Source organism: Rhodoferax sp., from assembly GCF_025354435.1.
In the GTDB taxonomy this organism is placed as follows: Bacteria; Pseudomonadota; Gammaproteobacteria; order Burkholderiales; family Burkholderiaceae_C; genus Rhodoferax_B.
Map to the genome: position 1 here is coordinate 132,430 of NZ_JANXMU010000060.1, position 16,924 is coordinate 149,353.

Annotated in this window: 16 protein-coding genes; 4 read left to right on the plus strand and 12 right to left on the minus strand. The window is 60.2% G+C overall.

Annotated features, from left to right (window positions below):
• Positions 1 to 18 precede the first annotated feature (18 nt).
• Positions 19 to 1,092 carry a D-alanyl-D-alanine endopeptidase gene (pbpG, locus tag Q0T48_RS16120; RefSeq protein ID WP_295958088.1) on the minus strand — a complete coding sequence of 358 codons (1,074 nt, stop codon included), beginning with the start codon at positions 1,090 to 1,092 and terminating at the stop codon, positions 19 to 21.
• Positions 1,093 to 1,417: 325 nt separating this feature from the next.
• Here pbpG and Q0T48_RS16125 point away from each other — a divergent pair, with 325 nt between their 5' ends.
• Entirely contained in the window at positions 1,418 to 2,110 is a 693-nt protein-coding gene (locus tag Q0T48_RS16125) for a mobilization protein (RefSeq protein ID WP_295958091.1), read from the plus strand.
• Between the two features lie 87 nt (positions 2,111 to 2,197).
• On the opposite strand, the gene clpA is transcribed toward Q0T48_RS16125, so the two are convergent.
• The 3 genes from clpA to Q0T48_RS16140 form a co-directional block, all read right to left on the minus strand.
• Positions 2,198 to 4,537: an ATP-dependent Clp protease ATP-binding subunit ClpA gene (gene clpA, locus Q0T48_RS16130; protein ID WP_295958093.1), complete on the minus strand. Its 2,340-nt coding sequence runs from the start codon at positions 4,535 to 4,537 to the stop codon at positions 2,198 to 2,200.
• 107 nt (positions 4,538 to 4,644) lie between these two features.
• Positions 4,645 to 5,004, minus strand: a complete 360-nt coding sequence (clpS, locus tag Q0T48_RS16135; RefSeq protein ID WP_295958095.1) for an ATP-dependent Clp protease adapter ClpS — start codon at positions 5,002 to 5,004, stop codon at positions 4,645 to 4,647.
• A gap of 56 nt (positions 5,005 to 5,060) precedes the next feature.
• Positions 5,061 to 6,872 (minus strand): GGDEF domain-containing protein, encoded by a 1,812-nt coding sequence (locus Q0T48_RS16140; RefSeq protein ID WP_295958098.1) that lies wholly within the window; start codon positions 6,870 to 6,872, stop codon positions 5,061 to 5,063.
• A 168-nt stretch (positions 6,873 to 7,040) separates the two neighbouring features.
• Between Q0T48_RS16140 and Q0T48_RS16145 the strand changes: the two genes are divergently transcribed.
• Positions 7,041 to 7,523, plus strand: coding sequence for a hypothetical protein (locus Q0T48_RS16145; protein ID WP_295958101.1), 483 nt, complete (start codon positions 7,041 to 7,043; stop codon positions 7,521 to 7,523).
• Here the strand turns inward: Q0T48_RS16145 and sixA are convergent.
• The 4 genes from sixA to Q0T48_RS16165 form a co-directional block, all read right to left on the minus strand.
• On the minus strand, positions 7,520 to 7,981 hold the full coding sequence (gene sixA / locus Q0T48_RS16150; RefSeq protein ID WP_295958103.1) for a phosphohistidine phosphatase SixA: 462 nt from the start codon (positions 7,979 to 7,981) through the stop codon (positions 7,520 to 7,522). The two genes, Q0T48_RS16145 and sixA, sit on opposite strands and share 4 nt — an antisense overlap.
• Position 7,982: 1 nt before the next feature.
• Positions 7,983 to 10,073 carry a polyphosphate kinase 1 gene (ppk1, locus tag Q0T48_RS16155; RefSeq protein ID WP_295958107.1) on the minus strand — a complete coding sequence of 697 codons (2,091 nt, stop codon included), beginning with the start codon at positions 10,071 to 10,073 and terminating at the stop codon, positions 7,983 to 7,985.
• A 182-nt stretch (positions 10,074 to 10,255) separates the two neighbouring features.
• Entirely contained in the window at positions 10,256 to 10,942 is a 687-nt protein-coding gene (locus Q0T48_RS16160; RefSeq protein WP_295958110.1) for a flagellar brake protein, read from the minus strand.
• Positions 10,943 to 11,038: 96 nt separating this feature from the next.
• Positions 11,039 to 11,980 carry an adenylate/guanylate cyclase domain-containing protein gene (locus Q0T48_RS16165; RefSeq protein WP_295958112.1) on the minus strand — a complete coding sequence of 314 codons (942 nt, stop codon included), beginning with the start codon at positions 11,978 to 11,980 and terminating at the stop codon, positions 11,039 to 11,041.
• Positions 11,981 to 12,297: 317 nt separating this feature from the next.
• Between Q0T48_RS16165 and Q0T48_RS16170 the strand changes: the two genes are divergently transcribed.
• A complete protein-coding gene (locus Q0T48_RS16170) occupies positions 12,298 to 12,639 on the plus strand; it encodes a hypothetical protein (RefSeq protein ID WP_295958115.1) in 342 nt (113 codons plus the stop codon).
• 57 nt (positions 12,640 to 12,696) lie between these two features.
• On the opposite strand, the gene Q0T48_RS16175 is transcribed toward Q0T48_RS16170, so the two are convergent.
• The 4 genes from Q0T48_RS16175 to Q0T48_RS16190 all read right to left on the minus strand — a co-directional run bounded on the left by Q0T48_RS16175 (position 12,697) and on the right by Q0T48_RS16190 (position 16,479).
• The gene (locus Q0T48_RS16175; RefSeq protein ID WP_295958118.1) at positions 12,697 to 13,725 is read right to left on the minus strand and encodes an LD-carboxypeptidase; all 1,029 of its coding nucleotides are present in this window, start codon (positions 13,723 to 13,725) and stop codon (positions 12,697 to 12,699) included.
• Between the two features lie 29 nt (positions 13,726 to 13,754).
• Complete coding sequence (locus Q0T48_RS16180) at positions 13,755 to 14,870, minus strand: YeiH family protein (RefSeq protein WP_295958123.1); 1,116 nt, start codon at positions 14,868 to 14,870, stop codon at positions 13,755 to 13,757.
• Between the two features lie 94 nt (positions 14,871 to 14,964).
• Positions 14,965 to 16,218, minus strand: a complete 1,254-nt coding sequence (gene tadA / locus Q0T48_RS16185) for a tRNA adenosine(34) deaminase TadA (RefSeq protein ID WP_295958126.1) — start codon at positions 16,216 to 16,218, stop codon at positions 14,965 to 14,967.
• Between the two features lie 66 nt (positions 16,219 to 16,284).
• Positions 16,285 to 16,479 carry a hypothetical protein gene (locus Q0T48_RS16190; protein ID WP_295958129.1) on the minus strand — a complete coding sequence of 65 codons (195 nt, stop codon included), beginning with the start codon at positions 16,477 to 16,479 and terminating at the stop codon, positions 16,285 to 16,287.
• A 132-nt stretch (positions 16,480 to 16,611) separates the two neighbouring features.
• Here Q0T48_RS16190 and Q0T48_RS16195 point away from each other — a divergent pair, with 132 nt between their 5' ends.
• Positions 16,612 to 16,923: a hypothetical protein gene (locus tag Q0T48_RS16195; protein WP_295958132.1), complete on the plus strand. Its 312-nt coding sequence runs from the start codon at positions 16,612 to 16,614 to the stop codon at positions 16,921 to 16,923.
• The last annotated feature ends 1 nt before the right edge of the window (position 16,924 follow it).

Genomic DNA, 16,924 nt, shown 5'->3' on the forward strand with positions numbered 1-16,924 from the left:
TGGGTCAGGTCGTCAGGATCAGCCTGCGATCTTGACCGCGGTTCGCGCGGTCATCATGTGGTTTGCTTCGACCCAGTGGCGTACACGCTCGGCATCGGCAATACGGCTGAGTTTGCCAGCGGAATCCAGAAACACCATGATCAGTTTGCGGCCCGCAACCTTGGCCTGCAAGACCAGGCATTGGCCTGCTTCATTGATGAAGCCGGTCTTTTGCAGGCCGATATCCCAATCCGGATTTTTCACCAGGCGATTGGTATTGTTGAACTGCATCATGCGGCTGCCGATTTCGACCTGGTAGCCTTGCGACGTGGTGAGTTCACGCAAAGTGGGTTCGTTGTAGGCGGCATTCACCAGGGTGGCCAGATCGCGTGCGCTGGACTGGTTGTCGCTGGACAAGCCGGTGGGCTCGACATAGCGCGTATCTTTCATGCCCAGGCCTTTGGCCTTGGCGTTCATCAGAGCCACAAAGGTGGGCAAGCCGCCAGGATAAGTGCGGCCCAGGGCGTGGGCAGCACGGTTTTCGCTGGACATCAGTGCCAGGTGCAGCAACTCGCCACGGCTCAGGGTGGAGCCCACGGTCAAGCGCGAACGGCTGCGTTTTTCAGTATCTACATCGTCCTGGGTGATAGTGATCTCTTCGTCCATCGGCAAATGGGCTTCGTTTATCACCACGCCGGTCATCAGCTTGGTGATGGACGCAATCGGCAATATCGCCTGGTCATTTTTGCTGAACAACACTTCACGGGTGTCTTGGTCGATCACCAGAGCCACGCTGGATTTGAGCGCCAGCGCATCGGGTGCGCCGTGCAAACCGGCCAATTCACCAAACGAGGGCTTGGCCGGAATGATGGCGACCACAGGACGCATGGCAGCCCGCGACTTGGCGCTAATTTTCGTCTTGGACGCACGGGCTACACGCACTGTTTTCACACTGCTGCGCTTGGCTACAGCACTGCTGGTGTGGGTTTTTTGAATTTCAACCTTCTTGCGCTGCGCTGCGTGCGCAGGAGCCGCCAACAACGTTACGGAGCAGGTAAATACGGCAACAATTTGTAGCAAGCGGTTCAAAACAGGGCTTTCAGAGGAGGACATGGGATGATCTCCGGGCATAAACGTATGTGACCAAGTGTATCTAAATCAAAAACTTCACGCAAGATCAATGACTTAGATAGGCTTTTTAAGGTGATATTATTTTAGGGCCGATTTAGGACGGAAAGCCGTGCGCAGGGACCGTTTCCACCCCGATCCATGGGCCTTTACCTTCAGGTAACTTGCTCAGATACCGATGCACTCTTTTAGTTGCGCATGGTTCTTGCTTATTTTTTAATAAAGCGATCGGCTGACAGAACCCGACCCCGTAGAATCTCTGGCACGGCTTATCTTCGTAAGCCCCATGCCTCACATTCCAGGGAAAACCATGAGTTCAATCAATTTCATTGGCGGCGAAAAAGGCGGCGTAGGCAAGTCCGTTACGGCCCGCGTTTTGGCACAGTACTTTTTGGACACAGGCAAGGCCTTTACCGGCTTTGACACCGACCGTTCGCACAACTCTTTCACCCGCTTTTACCCCGACTTCGCGTCGCCGGTAGTGGTGGATAGCTTTGAAGGGCTGGACGTGATCGCCGAGGCGTTTGAAGCCAACCCCGAGCAAAACGTCATCGTGGACTTGGCCGCGCAAACCGCCGCCCCGTTGGCCCGCTGGATCCACGACTCCGACCTGTTCGAAGTGCTGGGTGACCTGCGTGTGGCGATTAATTTCTGGCACGTTGTTGACGAAGGCAAGGATTCTGTCAATCTGCTGGCCGACCTGATGAACAGCGTGGGCAATACGCCCAACTACATCATTGTGCTGAACCATGGCCGGGGGTCCGATTTCTCGCTGATGCAATCGTCTGCCGCCCTGCAGCAGGCCCTGGCCTACGGCGCACGGGTGATCGAGTTGCCCCAGCTGCAGGATGCCAGCATGCGCAAGATCGACCGCCAAAGCGCCAGCTTCTGGAGCGCCGTGCACGAGCGCAGCGAAACCGATGGCCTGGGCATATTGGAACGCCAGCGCGTCAAGACCTGGCTGCGCAAGGCATATGCAGGTTTTGATACTCTACCGCTCTAGCCTATTGTATAGTTTGCTATAAAAAAAGGGGCAGTACCGCATGGGTACTGCCCCTTTTTTGTGGGGAGGCAGGGGGAAACGACGGAGTTAGCCCGCGGTGGCTTCTTCCGACTCGGGCTTGGCCCGGCCTTCGCGCTTGGGCAGCGGCTGGATGTCGAGTTCGACCTCGCCCGTTTCCACGCCCTTTTCGTCGGTGGTGATTTTCATGTCCACCGTCAGGCGGCCACCGTCGATCAGGCGACCGAACAGCAACTCATCGGCCAAGGCGCGGCGGATTGTGTCCTGGATCAGACGCTGCATCGGACGCGCACCCATCAGCGGGTCGAAGCCCTTCTTGCCCAGGTACTTGCGTAAGGTGTCGGTAAACGTAACATCCACCTTCTTCTCGGCCAACTGGGTTTCCAGTTGCAGCAGGAACTTGTCCACCACCCGCAGGATGACGGTTTCGTCCAGCGCCTTGAAGCTCACGGTCGCGTCCAGACGGTTGCGGAACTCGGGGGTGAACAGGCGTTTGATGTCCGCCATCTCGTCGCCAGCTTCACGCGGATTGGTGAATCCGATCGTCGCCTTGTTCATAGTTTCGGCACCCGCATTGGTCGTCATGATGATGATGACGTTGCGGAAGTCGGCCTTGCGCCCGTTATTGTCGGTCAGCGTGCCGTGGTCCATCACCTGTAGCAGCACATTGAAAATGTCCGGGTGGGCCTTTTCAATTTCGTCCAGCAGCAAGACGCAATGCGGCTTCTTGGTGACGGCCTCGGTCAGCAGGCCGCCCTGGTCAAAGCCAACGTAGCCCGGAGGCGCACCGATCAGACGGCTCACCGCATGGCGTTCCATGTACTCGGACATGTCAAAGCGGATCAGCTCGATGCCCATGATGTAGGCAAGTTGCTTGGCCGCTTCGGTCTTGCCGACACCGGTGGGGCCGCTGAACAGGAACGAGCCAATTGGCTTGTCGCCCTTACCCAGACCCGAACGCGCCATCTTCACAGCCGAGGCCAGCACGTCCAGCGCCTTGTCTTGGCCGAACACCACACTCTTCAGGTCGCGTTCCAGCGTCTTGAGTTTGCCGCGGTCGTCGTTGGACACGTTGGCGGGTGGGATGCGGGCGATTTTGGCCACGATCTCTTCCACCTCGGTCTTGGTGATGGTTTTCTTGCGCTTGCTGGGCGGCAGGATGCGCTGGGCGGCACCAGCCTCGTCAATCACGTCAATCGCCTTGTCGGGCAAATGGCGGTCGTTGATGTACTTGGCGCTCAATTCGGCAGCAGCCTGCAGCGCGGCCACGGCGTATTTCACGCCATGGTGCTCTTCAAAGCGCGACTTCAAACCCTTGAGGATTTCCACCGTTTCCTGCACCGTGGGTTCCACCACATCGACCTTTTGGAAGCGGCGTGACAGGGCTGCGTCTTTTTCAAAGATGCCGCGGTATTCAGTGAACGTGGTGGCACCAATGCACTTGAGCTGACCGCTGGAGAGCGCGGGCTTGAGCAGATTGGACGCATCCAGCGTGCCGCCCGAGGCTGCGCCCGCACCGATCAAGGTGTGGATTTCGTCGATGAACAAAATCGCATTGGGCCGGTCTTTCAGCGACTTGAGCACGCCCTTGAGGCGCTGTTCGAAGTCACCGCGGTACTTGGTGCCCGCCAGCAGCGCGCCCATGTCCAGCGAATACACCACGGCTTCGGCCAGAATTTCAGGCACTTCTTTTTGCGTGATGCGCCAGGCCAGGCCCTCGGCGATTGCGGTCTTGCCCACACCGGCCTCACCCACCAGCAGCGGGTTGTTTTTGCGGCGGCGGCACAAAATCTGGATGGTGCGCTCGACTTCGTACTCGCGGCCGATCAACGGGTCAATCTTGCCTTCTTTGGCCAACTGGTTCAGGTTTTGGGTGAACTGTTCCAGCGGGGATGCTTTCTCGTTCTTTTCGCCGCCCCCCTCTTCGCCTTCGGCCTGGTTTTCAGCAGCCTTGACGGGCTCGGGAGGGTCGCTCTTCTTGATGCCGTGGGCAATAAAGTTGACCACGTCCAGGCGCGTCACGCCCTGTTGGTGCAGGTAGTACACAGCGTGCGAGTCTTTTTCGCCAAAAATGGCGACCAGTACATTCGCGCCGGTGACTTCCTTCTTGCCGCTGCCTGTGGACTGCACGTGCATGATGGCGCGCTGGATCACGCGCTGGAAACCCAGCGTGGGCTGGGTATCGACATCGTCGGTACCGGCGACCTGGGGCGTGTTGTCCTTGATGAAGTTGCTCAGCGACTTGCGCAAATCATCGATGCTGGCCGAGCAGGCCCGCAGCACTTCGGCGGCGCTGGGGTTGTCCAGCAACGCCAGCAGCAGATGCTCGACGGTAATAAATTCGTGGCGTTGCTGGCGCGCTTCCACAAATGCCATGTGCAAACTAACTTCCAATTCTTGGGCAATCATGTGAATTCCTTTTTTGCCTTACTCATTTCGACACCTAACAACTCTTTGTGACTCTCTTGCTACGCACTCTACATGGGTTGTGCTTTGCCATATTCAAGCCATGCAAATCAACCCACGGGTTCGCTGACGCATTGCAAAGGGTGTCCGTTCTGTTTGGCCGCCTCCAGTACTTGGTCTACCTTGGTGGCGGCTACGTCTTTAGAGTACACGCCGCACACGGCTTTACCGTCCAGGTGAATCTTGAGCATGATCTGGGTGGCCGTTTCGCGGTCTTTGCTGAAAAACTCCTGGATCACCACCACCACGAATTCCATAGGGGTGTAGTCGTCATTGAGCATGAGCACCTGGTGCATTTGCGGGGGCTGGATTTTTTCAGTGCGCCGCTCCAGCACGACCGAACCGCCATCATCGGGTGTGGATGCGGGGGTTACGGGCTGCGGTGGCTTTTTGGGGGTTTTGGTGGCCATGGGGCCATTTTATAGAGCAGTTTGCGGCCCTGCCGAGGGTCCGTGCATTCCAACTCTTACGCCAGTGTTGCGCTGGCGGATTCCCGGATAAATAAACCCGCACCATGCACCTTGGCATCGTGTTTGGCCAAGGCAGCGGCATTAGCCACTTCCTCCGCGTGCCCGTACTGGCCGCGATGGATGCGCACCGCGCCAATGGACAGTGTGGTGAACGGGAAAAACCGCGGTACGCCTTGCCGATCTTCGGCTTGGATGCCCCCTTCCAGCCGCGCCGGGGCATCGAACAAGGCCAGGGCCCGCTCGGCAAACTCCTGCACGATGGCTTCACAGCGCTGCACCCAGTCGCTGCTTTGGAACAGAAAAATAAAGTCGTCACCGCCCACGTGGCCCACAAAGTCACGTTTGGCATCGCAATGGGCCAGGGCCAGCTTGGCCACCAAGCGGATCATTTCATCACCACGCCAGTAGCCGTAATGGTCATTGAACGGTTTGAAATGGTTCAGGTCGGCGTAGCAAGCGACGAAGTCCGCTCCGGCATCCATCAGGCGCTCGATGTGCTGGCTGATGGGGATATTACCCGGCAGAAACGTCAATGGATTGGCGTGGCGGGCCGCCTCCAGCCGCACTTCGGTTACCGAACGCACCAGCTGGTCGCCGGTACCCAGCCCGATGTAGCGCCCGTTTTCGGTCACGATGAAGCCCTCGGTCAGGTAGCGCTGGTCTTGCGAGGTCAGGATGCCCACCAGCTCGTCCACGTTGTGGTCCCGCTCCACCAGGCGCGGCGCGTGGTTGGCATTGGCCAGGCAGGGCTTGCGACCATGCACCTCGCGGTAATACGGGGTTGCGTAGTGGGTCATGAACTGGTGCCGGTTCACCAGCGCCAGCGGGCGACCGTTGTCCACAATAGCAATCGCGTGCAACTCGGCGTGCTGCAAAAACAGGGCCGACAGCTGGTCGTTGGTGGTGTGCAAATCGGCACAAGGTGCTTGCTGCACCGCTAGGCCACGCAACACACCCGAGCGCGACACCCGTCCCGATGCGGGAAATATCGACACCAGCGTATCGTTCAAAACCTCCATGGCAGCTTCGTGTACCTTGATCCGGGGCGACAGTTCGGGTCGGCCCAGCAAATAGCCCTGCCCGTAGGTCAGATCCAGATCGCGCAGCACCCGCAGGTCATCCTGTGTCTCAATGCCCTCGGCCACCAACTGGGTACCAAAAATAGTGGCAATTTGCTTCAAGGCTTGTAGGGTTTGCAGGTTGTCGGCGTGGTGGGCGATGTCCTTGGTGAAGTATTTGTCGATCTTGACGATCTCCGGCTTCACCTGCGACCACAGCCGCAGGCTGGAACGGCCGTCGCCAAAGTCGTCCAACGCCAAGGACAGGCCCGCGGCACGCACCTCGCGGGCGACCTCGATCAGCTGGTCCATATTGTTCACGCGCTCGTGCTCGGTCAGCTCCAGCACCAGCATGCGTGGCAAGACACCAAAGCTGCGGACCCATTGCACCAGCGTGGCGCACCCTTGGCACTGCACTACGTCCACCAGGGCATCGGCGCTGATATTGACAAACAGCCGCCCGGGCTCTTGTAACCGGCCCCAGCCCTCCAGCGCCACACCCGCACAGAACAACTCAAACTCAAACAGCAGCCGTTCGCTGCGGGCTGCACTAAACAAGGCATCGGCCCCAAACAAAGCCGTGCCCTCGACACCGCGAATCAGGGCTTCGTGCGCGTAGATGCCGCCGTTGCGTAAGTCCACGATGGGCTGGAACACCGATTTCAGCGCATTTTTGCGCATCAAATCAGCCAGCGGCCCCACCCCGTGGCGGACCTTGCCTGGAAAGTAGTCGCGGGCCAAGCTTGGCATATCCACTGCAAAAGTATCCAAGGCATCACTCCATCTGAACGGCAAAAGCCTGGACCCTAAGGGATGCCGATGACAGCACGGTGAAAACGGACCAGATGTACGTCGCCCACTTTGAAAAACACATAAAACCATATAAACTATATAAATCGTTTAATTGGAGTTTTATAGATGACCACTGCCCCCAAAGTTGCTACCGTACCGACCCCTGCTACACCTGCTGCCGCTGCACCTGCCGTCGTGGCGAGCAAGCCCGTTGCACCAAAGAAAGTTGCGGTGCGCGCCAAAGTGGTGAAGGTCGTGAAGCCGGTTGCAGCTAAGCCCAAGCCAGCTGCGGTCAAAACCAAAGCGGTGCCCATGGCCAAACCTGCCAAGGTCAAAAAGCCCAAGCTGGTGCGCGACAGTTTCACTATCCCCAAGGCCGAATACACCGTGCTGGACGACCTGAAGCTGCGCTCCATCGCCCTGGCCCAGCCCGCCAAGAAGAGCGAACTGCTGCGCGCTGGCATCAAAGCCCTGGCGGCTATGTCCGACGCGGCCTTGCATGCTGCTTTGCAGGCCGTGCCGACCATCAAGACCGGCCGCCCGGCAACCGAAGCCGCATCCAAGCCAGCTGCTAAAAAAACCGTGAAGAAGATTGTGAAAAAAGCCTAAAGCAGGTCTGGGGCCTGCACGGACACCAGCACCGTCTGCCCCACACCCTCGCGCTCGCGGTGGCGCAACCACCACACAGCGCCCTTTCGCACCGAGAACTCGGGCTCGGCCATGCCCAGCAACTGGGCGATGGTTTCCCCCAGCACCGGCTGGTGCCCCACCAGCAGCACGTGCGCCTTGCTGTCGGGCCACTGGGCGACGGCCAGCAACTGCGCGGGGGTACAACCGGGGGCCAGCTCAGGCCGAAGCTTGAATTTGCGCCCTAAAGCCTGCACAGTCTGCTCGGTACGCCGCGCCGGACTGGCCAGCACACGGGTGCTTTCTGGTAGATGGCGGTCCAACCACTGGGCCATGCGTTGGGCCTGCTTGGTACCGCGCGGGGTCAGGCTGCGGTCCAGGTCGACCAGGGCATCACCGCCCTCCTCGGCTTCGGCGTGGCGCCAAAGAATCAAATCCATATCAGCTCTCTTGCCTGCGGCGGCGCTGGCTGTAGCGGTTCATCAACGCGGTTTGCGCGCTGTGGCCATCGGTCTGGGTGCGGGTGTAGCGACCGTCTGCGCCCAGGTCCCAGGCATCGCGCCCGTCCAGCAGGTAAGGCACCAGGCATTCGTCGATGACGCGTTGGCGCAGCACCGGGTCGGTCACCGGCCAAGCCAGCTCGATGCGGCGCAGCATATTGCGGTTCATCCAGTCGGCGCTGGACAGGTACAGCTCCTCTTGCTCGCCGCTGCCAAAGTAAAAGATGCGCGAGTGCTCCAGAAACCGCCCGACCACCGAGCGCACCCGGATGTTGTCCGTCCAGCCCGGCACCTGTGCAGGCAGCATGCACGCCCCGCGCACCACCAGATCGATGCGTACGCCCTGCTGGCCCGCGCGCACCAGGGCTTCGATCATGGCCTCGTCGGTCAAGGCGTTCATCTTGGCGACAATGCGCCCCGGCGTGCACTGCGCGGCAGCCTTACCCAGAGCGTTGATTTTGGCGATCAACTTGCGGTGTAGATGGAACGGGGCCAGGAGCAGGCTGCGCAGACGCGGCAGTTTGCTTTGTCCGGCGATGTGGATGAACACCTGCTCCATGTCGCCGGTCAGCACGGCATCGGCCGTGAGGTAGCTGATGTCGGTGTACAGCCTGGCTGTGCGCGGGTTGTAGTTACCAGTAGACAAATGGCCGTAGCGGCGCAGTTGCTTGCCCTCGCGGCGCGTCACCAGCAGCATCTTGGCGTGGGTTTTCAGGCCCACCACGCCGTACACCACCTGTGCACCAATGGATTCCAGCATTTCGGCCCAGTTGATATTGGCCTCTTCGTCGAAGCGGGCCTTCAGCTCCACCACCACCGTCACCTCTTTGCCCCGGCGCACGGCTTCGCGCAGCAGGGCCATGAGTTCGGAGTCCGGGCCGGTGCGGTAGATGGTCTGCTTGATGGCCAGCACGGCGGGGTCGTGCACCGCTTCGCGCAAAAAAGCCAGCACCGCGTCAAAACTTTCAAACGGCTGGTGCACCAGCACGTCGCCCTGCTTGAGCCGTTCAAAAAACGACTGGCCCTGCATCAATTGTTTGGGCCAGCTGGCCTGGAAGGCTGGGAACAACAGCGCCGGGCGGTTCACCAGGTCGATCAGCTGTGTCAGCCGCGCCAGGTTCACCGGGCCGTGCACCCGGTACAACGCCTGCTCGGGCAGGTCAAACTGTTTGAGCAAAAATTTGGATAGATGCTCCGAGCAGTCAGCCGACACCTCCAGCCGCACCGCCTGGCCGTAATGGCGCACTTCCAGCCCCTGGCGCAGGGCGGTACGCAGGTTGCGTACGTCGTCTTCGTCCACCGCAAGGTCGGAGTGGCGCGTCACGCGGAACTGCGAAAACTGCCCCACCTGGCGGCCCGCAAACATCTCTTGCAAATGGGCGCGGATCACGCTGGACAGCGACACAAACAGCATGCGGTCCCCTGCCACGGCATCGGGCAGGCGGATAAAGCGCGGCAGCACCCTGGGCACCTTGACGATGGTGATGTCGTTTTCGCGGCCAAAAGCGTCTTGCCCGCTGAGGCGCACGATGAAGTTCAGTGACTTGTTGGCCACCTGGGGAAACGGGTGCGACGGGTCCAGCCCCACCGGCACCAGCAGAGGCCGCACTTCGCGTTCAAAATAGCTTTTCACCCAGCGCCGCTGCACCGCATTGCGATCGCCGTGCGAGATGATCTGAAAACCCTGCTCTGCAAACGCGGGCTGCAACTGGTCGTTGTACAGCGCGTACTGGCGCGCCACCAGCGCATGTGCCGCGGTGGCCAGCGCCTTGAAGGAATCGACTGTATAGACCCCGCGGTAGTCGTTGGTGTGGGCCGCAATTAAGTGCGGGGCACCGCGCACCTCGAAGAATTCGTCCAGATTGGCCGAGACAATGCACAAATAGCGCAGGCGCTCCAGCAGCGGTACATCGGCCCGCACCGCCCAGTCCAGCACCCGCTCGTTGAAGGCCAGGATGCTGTGGTCGCGGTCCAGCAGCGCTACGCCGGCCGCCGGCTGAGAGGAGTTGTGGTTTTTATCAGGGTGGGGCATCAGGTGGTTACAGGCAGACGGGAGCGAAGGGTAGCAGCCAGTGTGCGTTGTTTTGATGTCAAATTCATGACAACCACGTGACGGTTTGCAGAAAGGAAAAGAGGCCTAAAAATATATAATTTTTAGGCCTCTAGCGCATATTTCACCTACGCTTTTAGCTATTTATTTAATAGCAATTCACATCAGGTGCGGTGGATCAGCAAAGTCTCGTACACGAAGTTCTGCAGAATCACCTGGTCGGCTGCTTCGATGTCATGGAAGTTGATGCCGTGCGAGTACACCGTGTGGAACGTGGCCCCGTCGGCCGTGCTGCCCGCCGACTGCTGCACGCTGCGGATCGAGGCGGTGGTGGTGATGGTCACGTCGCGGTCCGATGCCTGGTCGCGCAGCGTAAATTCAATGTCGATCAGGTCGCCCGAGGTGCCCAAAGGCCGGGCAGTAGATACCAGCGCACCGCTCAGACTGATGTCCGACAGCGTGGCCATTTTGAAGTTCTTGGGGTCGAGACCGCTTTTGATCTTGACTGGCAAATTGGCCTTGACCCGCACCGCCTTGCGCAGGCCCACCTTTTGGATGGCGCTGGGAAACGCCAGCAGCAAAAAGGCGCGCGGTGCCGTGACCACCGACTCAACCTTGCTACTAAAGGTAAACACCGACACCCCCGAGAACACTCGGATGATGACGTTTTCGCCCTCAGGCATGGCGCTACTTTCTTGCGGAATCTTCAGCAGCAAATACTCGCCTGGCACAAAACCGATCAGCGTGGTGTAGTGCACCGTGGGGTTGGCCGACTGGCTCGACATGATCTGCAGGCGCACACCCACCTGCAGGTTCATGTCTTCAAAGTCGATATTGGATTTTTTCGTCATGGCTATAGGAGCAAGTTTATTCATAAGTTGCTCAGAAACACGGTTTCTGGCGCTGTATGCAAATTTTAGCTCCCACAGACCTACACAATGCGCCCGCTAGCCCGTAGTCCCATAAAACGAGGGCCCTTGCGGCGAAAAACTGAAGTGCACTGTAGGGGCACTGATGTCATTGAACGGCATGCCCAGGGCAATTTCTCCGGTGCCGTGCAGCTGGCATTCATCGCGGCGCAGGGGTACATCGGTGTCGCTGCCGGTAAACCGCACCCAGGTTCCAAAGCTGCTCAGGTCAGTGATAAAAAATGCGCCGTTGCGCCAAGCAATGCGGGCGTGCAGCCGCGATACGCGCGGGTCTTTGATAAAAAACTCGGCCTGGTCGGCACGACCCAGGTGCACCGGTATGTCGTGCGATGAAAAACTGCGGTTGACATCCAGATACGCCAGGTGGATGTGCCCCACTTGGTGGGCTCCAGGCCGCTCGAGGTCGGCCAGGCTGGCCTGCATGGTGACAAATTCGGTGCGGGCATCCTCTTGCCATTCAATCTTGTACAGCGGCACAGCTTCATGGCGGCCCCGCAAATTAACCGGCCCCAGGCTCATAAAGCGCAACCCCAGCGCATCATCCACCTCGGCCACTACCGATTCGGTTGCCCAAATCTGGTTGCCGCCGGACAAATCGCTCAGGCGCGAGGCGACGTTGACCGCATCGCCATAGCAATCGCCATCCACTTCCACCACCTCGCCACGGGCGATACCGGCTTTGATTTCCATGCGGATGGCATCGGGCCACTTCAGCAGACGCTGCTGGTGGCCACGCTGGATGGCGATCACTGCGTTGGCGGCGTTGCCTGCGTCGGCAAATACGGCGAGCACGCCGTCGCCCAGCTTTTTGACCACCCGGCCTTGGTGGGCCTCGCACACCTCGCCAATCCACTGGGTGATACGGGTCACCGCACGGGTGGCTTTTTCGTTGCCAAGCGCCACATAGAAGGCGGTGCTCCCGGTGAGATCGGCAAATACGACGGTGGCCTGTACGCCCATGCTGGAGACTTTGTTGTTAATGGTCAGATAAATGGTGAATGCAGTTTAGTGCTGCAGATGAAAGCTATCGGATTGCATGCGCTTTACAAGACAAATTATGAATGCAAACGAACACACTCGGCAGACACTCCATTTTTTGGGTACCAAGGCAGATTCAAAATGTTTCCTTCTGCCGTAAATTTTCCGGGATGATTTACATGCAGTTACCAAAGCACGGCGTCTATGGTGCTTTGACAAGGGGCTTGTGCTACTGTAATGTGTAATTTGTCACATGTTTCGCATTTAATTCATTCTTCTACACACGCACGCATCCGTCCATGGCTTGGGACTCCACCTCCATCAAAAACAGCTTCTACAACATCATTGGTGTGGATACTGCGCGGGCAGATGCCGGGCGTGCGCAACAGTTGGAGCAGGTACGCTCCACCATGCTGGCGTATTTGGGCGAAGTCGATGGTTTTGAGGGCCCGGCCTTGCAGCACCGCGTGGCCTATGCAAAAGACGTGCAAACCCTGTGGTTCCTGCGTGCCGACCTGATGGGCGTGCTGGCCAACCGCGATGGCGAAAGTGCTGCCCGTGCGCGGATGGAGCAGATGGCTCCGCTGTTTCAGGGCCTCTTGCCCAAGGGCTTGGTGTCGCGCTCCAGTCGACTTCGTTGAGCCCCCCAGACTGCGGCGTTTCTGGGGGGGGGGGCTTGCGTTCTGGCTGAAAGGTGCTCAGTGGTGGTGATGGCCGCTGTGGTCATGATGATCGTGGTGGCCATGGTGGTGGTCTGCACCGCCATGCGACACATGGCCCCAGACCACCAGCGCCTCGCGGCCCTGTAGCGCCAACTCCACCGTGGCACCCACGGGCAGCAGCACCTTGGTCTGTACATGGCCGAAGGGCAAATTGGTCAGCACCGGCACCTTGAGCTGGCTGCGCAGCCACGCCACCACAGTAGCCAGCCGGAAAGTGCCGTCGTGCGGCACCTTGGTGAATTCGGTGAACTGGCCCAGCACAATGGCTTTTTGGCGCGCCAGCACCCCGCTGTAGAGCAACTGGGTCAGCATGCGCTCAATGCGGTACGGGTGTTCGCCCACATCTTCCAGAAACAAAATGCCACCCTGTATGTGGGGAAAGTACGGCGTGCCCAGCTGGGACACCAGTACCGACAGGTTGCCACCCCACAAAACTGCATCTTTTAAATAGAAATCGCCATCTGCGCTTACTTCATCTGCGCTGGCAGCTACGGAATCGATAGCAAGCTGGGCATCTTCACGCCCTAGCCGCCAGCCCGTGCCCTCGCCCTGCCCGCCCACCAGGTCGTCAAAGCAGGCTTCCATGATGTCGTCGGGTGTGCCTTCTACGCCAAAGCCCTCGCCCAACGCCGGGCCGGCCCAGGTGATGGCCCCGGTTTGCGCCAGCACGGCGTTTTGCAGGGCGGTAAAGTCGCTGTAGCCCACGAACTGGGTGCCTTTTTCAATCGACTTGGCCACGGCTTGGTAGTCAATGCTGGCCAAAATGCGGGTCAGGCCGTAGCCGCCGCGGGTGGTAAGCGCAATGTCGGCACCGCTGGCGGCCGCCCGGTGGATGGCGGCTACGCGGGTGGCATCGTCACCGGCAAAGCGCATATGGCTTTTGAGCGCATCGGGGTCGATCTCGACCGCGTAGCCCAGGGTTTTGAGCCGGGCCACGCCGCGTTTGAAAGCGGCTTTGTCACGAACCGCGCCAGAGGGGGAAAAGATGTAGATATGTTTTGTCACGCGCCTAGTATCCCATCGCGGTCAGGTTTTTAGCCCAGCACAGCGGGAACCCAGCGGTTGATCAAGGCCCCCCCAGCGATCAGCCAGCCAAACAGCATGGCCGCGAGCAGCGGCGGTTTGATCCCGGCTTTGCGGATGGCACCCAGGTGGGTTGCCAGGCCCAGGGCGGCCATGGCCATGGCGAGCAGCGCGGTGTCTACTTCGGCGATAACGGCCAGCACCGGTGCGGGCAGCCAGTGCAGCGAATTGAACAGCACCACCGCAATGAACCCAAGGGCAAACCAGGGCATGGCCAATTTGGTGGGAGCGCTGGCAGAGGCGTTGCCCGCCCGGGCCTCGTCACGTGCCAACCAGGCAGACAGTACCACCAAAAACGGGGCCAGCATCATCACCCGGACCATCTTGGCGATCACCGCGGCATCTGCGGCATCCGGGCCGATCGCTCGGGCCGCGGCCACAACCTGGGCCACCTCGTGGATAGTGGAGCCCGCATACAGCCCAAAGGCCTGCGCGCCGCCAGGGACCAGTTGCCAATGCTGGTTCAGCGTAAACAGCAGCGGGTACACAAAGATGGCCACGGTGCCAAACACCACCACCGTGGCCACCGCCACCGTCACCTGCTCGGCCCGGGCGCGCAGCACCGGCTCGGTCGCCATCACGGCAGCGGCTCCGCAAATCGAACTGCCAGCGCCAATCAGCATGGCCGTTGTGCGGTCCAGACCGAGCCAGCGGGTGCCGATCCAGCAGGCCAAGCCAAAGGTGGAGCCCAGCACCAGCGCATCGATCACCACACCCGCCAGCCCCACATGGCCCACGTCTTGCACCGTCAGCCGCAGGCCGTACAACACAATGCCCAAACGCAGCAGGGTTTGCTTGGACAGCTGCACGCCCGGCCCCACCGCCCGGCCCATCTGGGGGAACAGCGGCAGCGCGGTGTTGCCCACCACCATACCCAGCACGATGGCCAGCGTCAGCGCGCTCAAGCCGTGCTGTTGCAGCCAGTCGACACGGCCCAGCGCCATCGCTACGGCGGCTATTGCCCCGCTTAAGGCCAAGCCCGGCAATAGCCGCAACAGCTGCGGTGGCCCGCGCCGCCCTGCAGGGTGCAGGGTCTGCGAATCCGGGGTAAGATGCGTAACAGCCATTTTTTCTCCAACTGACAAGCCTTGTAAAAGGCGATGGAGGGACTGTAGATTTCTAGCGCTTACGCGTCCAACGGGTTGTTCATCTAATATCTACCTACTTGCTGGGTAAATTACTGTTACTAAAGAACGCCAGCGCGCGGTGGGCAATGGCTGCACCCGGCTCCTGCGCCGATGCCGGCAGCGTCCACTGCGTGGCGCCTTGAAAAATATCTGCCGGGCCCATGGGGCGGGCTGCTTCGGCCACCCGCAGTACCCGGCCCGGCCCCAGGCCTTGCACAAACGTGCGCACCGCCTGGCTGCTGAAGTCTTTATCCGTCTGCGCCAGCATGGCCGGGAAAGCCCGCGGACCCGCCTGGCTGCCTTTGTCGGGAAAAGGCGCGCGATCGGCGTCACTGTCGGCTTCACTTTGCCGGGCCGCGCAGCCTATGGCCAGCACGCCCGCAATTTGCTGCGGCAGGGCCATGGCCACCGCCAGGCCCAGCCGGGCGCTGTCGGCGGGCAGCACCAACACCACCTGCTGCAGATCCCGTTGCACCATGAATTCCTGCAGGATCTGCTGGTGGGTGGCGAAGCGGTGGAAGCTTTCTTTTTTAGGCTTATCGCTTTTGCCAAAGCCCACTAGGTCGGGGGCCACGGCGCGGTGCCCGGCGTGCAGTAACGCCGCAAACAGGGCGCGGTAGCCGTAGCTCCAGCTCTGGAAGCCGTGCAGCAAAAGATAGGTCAGGGGCTGGTCTGCCGCAGTGGCCGGGCGTTCATCCCAGTAATGCATGCGCAGCCCGCCGAGTGCGGGCAGGTCACTGGTGAAACGCGATGCCCACGGGGTGAGGGGCAGCGCGCCAAAAGCGGTGTCCGGGGTGCGTAAAGCGTCTTCCCGCAGCGGGTGGTGGTTGCGCTTGTGGTCGGCACGGCGCTGCTGGAAGAAGTCCTGCAGCAGCGCCGTGCATTCTTCGGCCTGTACGCCGCCCAGCACTTGCGTCTGGTGGTTCAATTGCGCTTGGGCAAACACGTTGATCACCGACCCGGCCGCGCCGGTTTTGGCATCGGACGCACCAAACACCACGCGCTGCAGCCGCGCATGCAGCATGGCCCCACTGCACATGGTGCAGGGCTCCAGGGTGACGAACAGCTCGCAGCCCTCCAGCCGGTAGTTGCCCAGCACCTGGGCCGCCGCGCGCAGGGCGTTGATTTCGGCATGCGCCGTGGGGTCGTGCCCGTCGATGGGGGCGTTGCGGCCGGTGGCGATGACCACGCCGTCTTTCAGGATGACGGCCCCCACCGGCACCTCGCCCGCTGCTGCTGCCAGGCGTGCCTGGGCCAGGGCGAGTTGCATGGCATCGAAATCGGTCATCGGGTATTTGCTATATTTATAATAGCTACTAACGTAAGCAGAATATACGCTAGAGGCCTAAAAAGCTTAAGGTTTTTCATCCGGCATGCTACGCGGTGTTTGCAGCGCAGCATCGACCGCTTGCTTGACTTGCTGTGGAAGTTGCTGGGCCGATGCCGTGCCTTGCGGCGTGGCCACCATGGGGGCAATTTGCTTCTTGGCCAGCAGGCTGATGACCACCACCACGAGCAACAAACCCAAAACACTGAAGATGGCGCGCATCACATATCCCGGTGGTGAACAAGGGCAGATTTTACGGTCTGCCCGGCGCCATTTCGGCTGTCGCTATGGATAGCTACAGACCAATTGGGGGCCATCTCCAATACTTCCAGCATGGATTTTTAAGGAGCCACCATGTTGCATTTCACCGCCAAAACCACGTCTTTGTTCGCGACCGCCTTGCTTGGCATCGCCAGCTGCCTGCCCGCCATGGCGGCGGACGACGAACTGGTGTTCTTCTGCCCGCCCATCATCATGGCGGCGGTGGGCCAGCCCACCACCGGCATCATGTGCGACGCAGAGCATTGCTTCCACCCCCAGTCGCCTGAGCTGAACGCCAAGCAGAAGGTGTTTTTGCAGTCGGCTACCGGGCAATGCCGCTACTTCACCGTGCAAGAAGTCAATGACTACTGGCCCAAGGAAACCACCCAACAGGCCAGCAAATAAA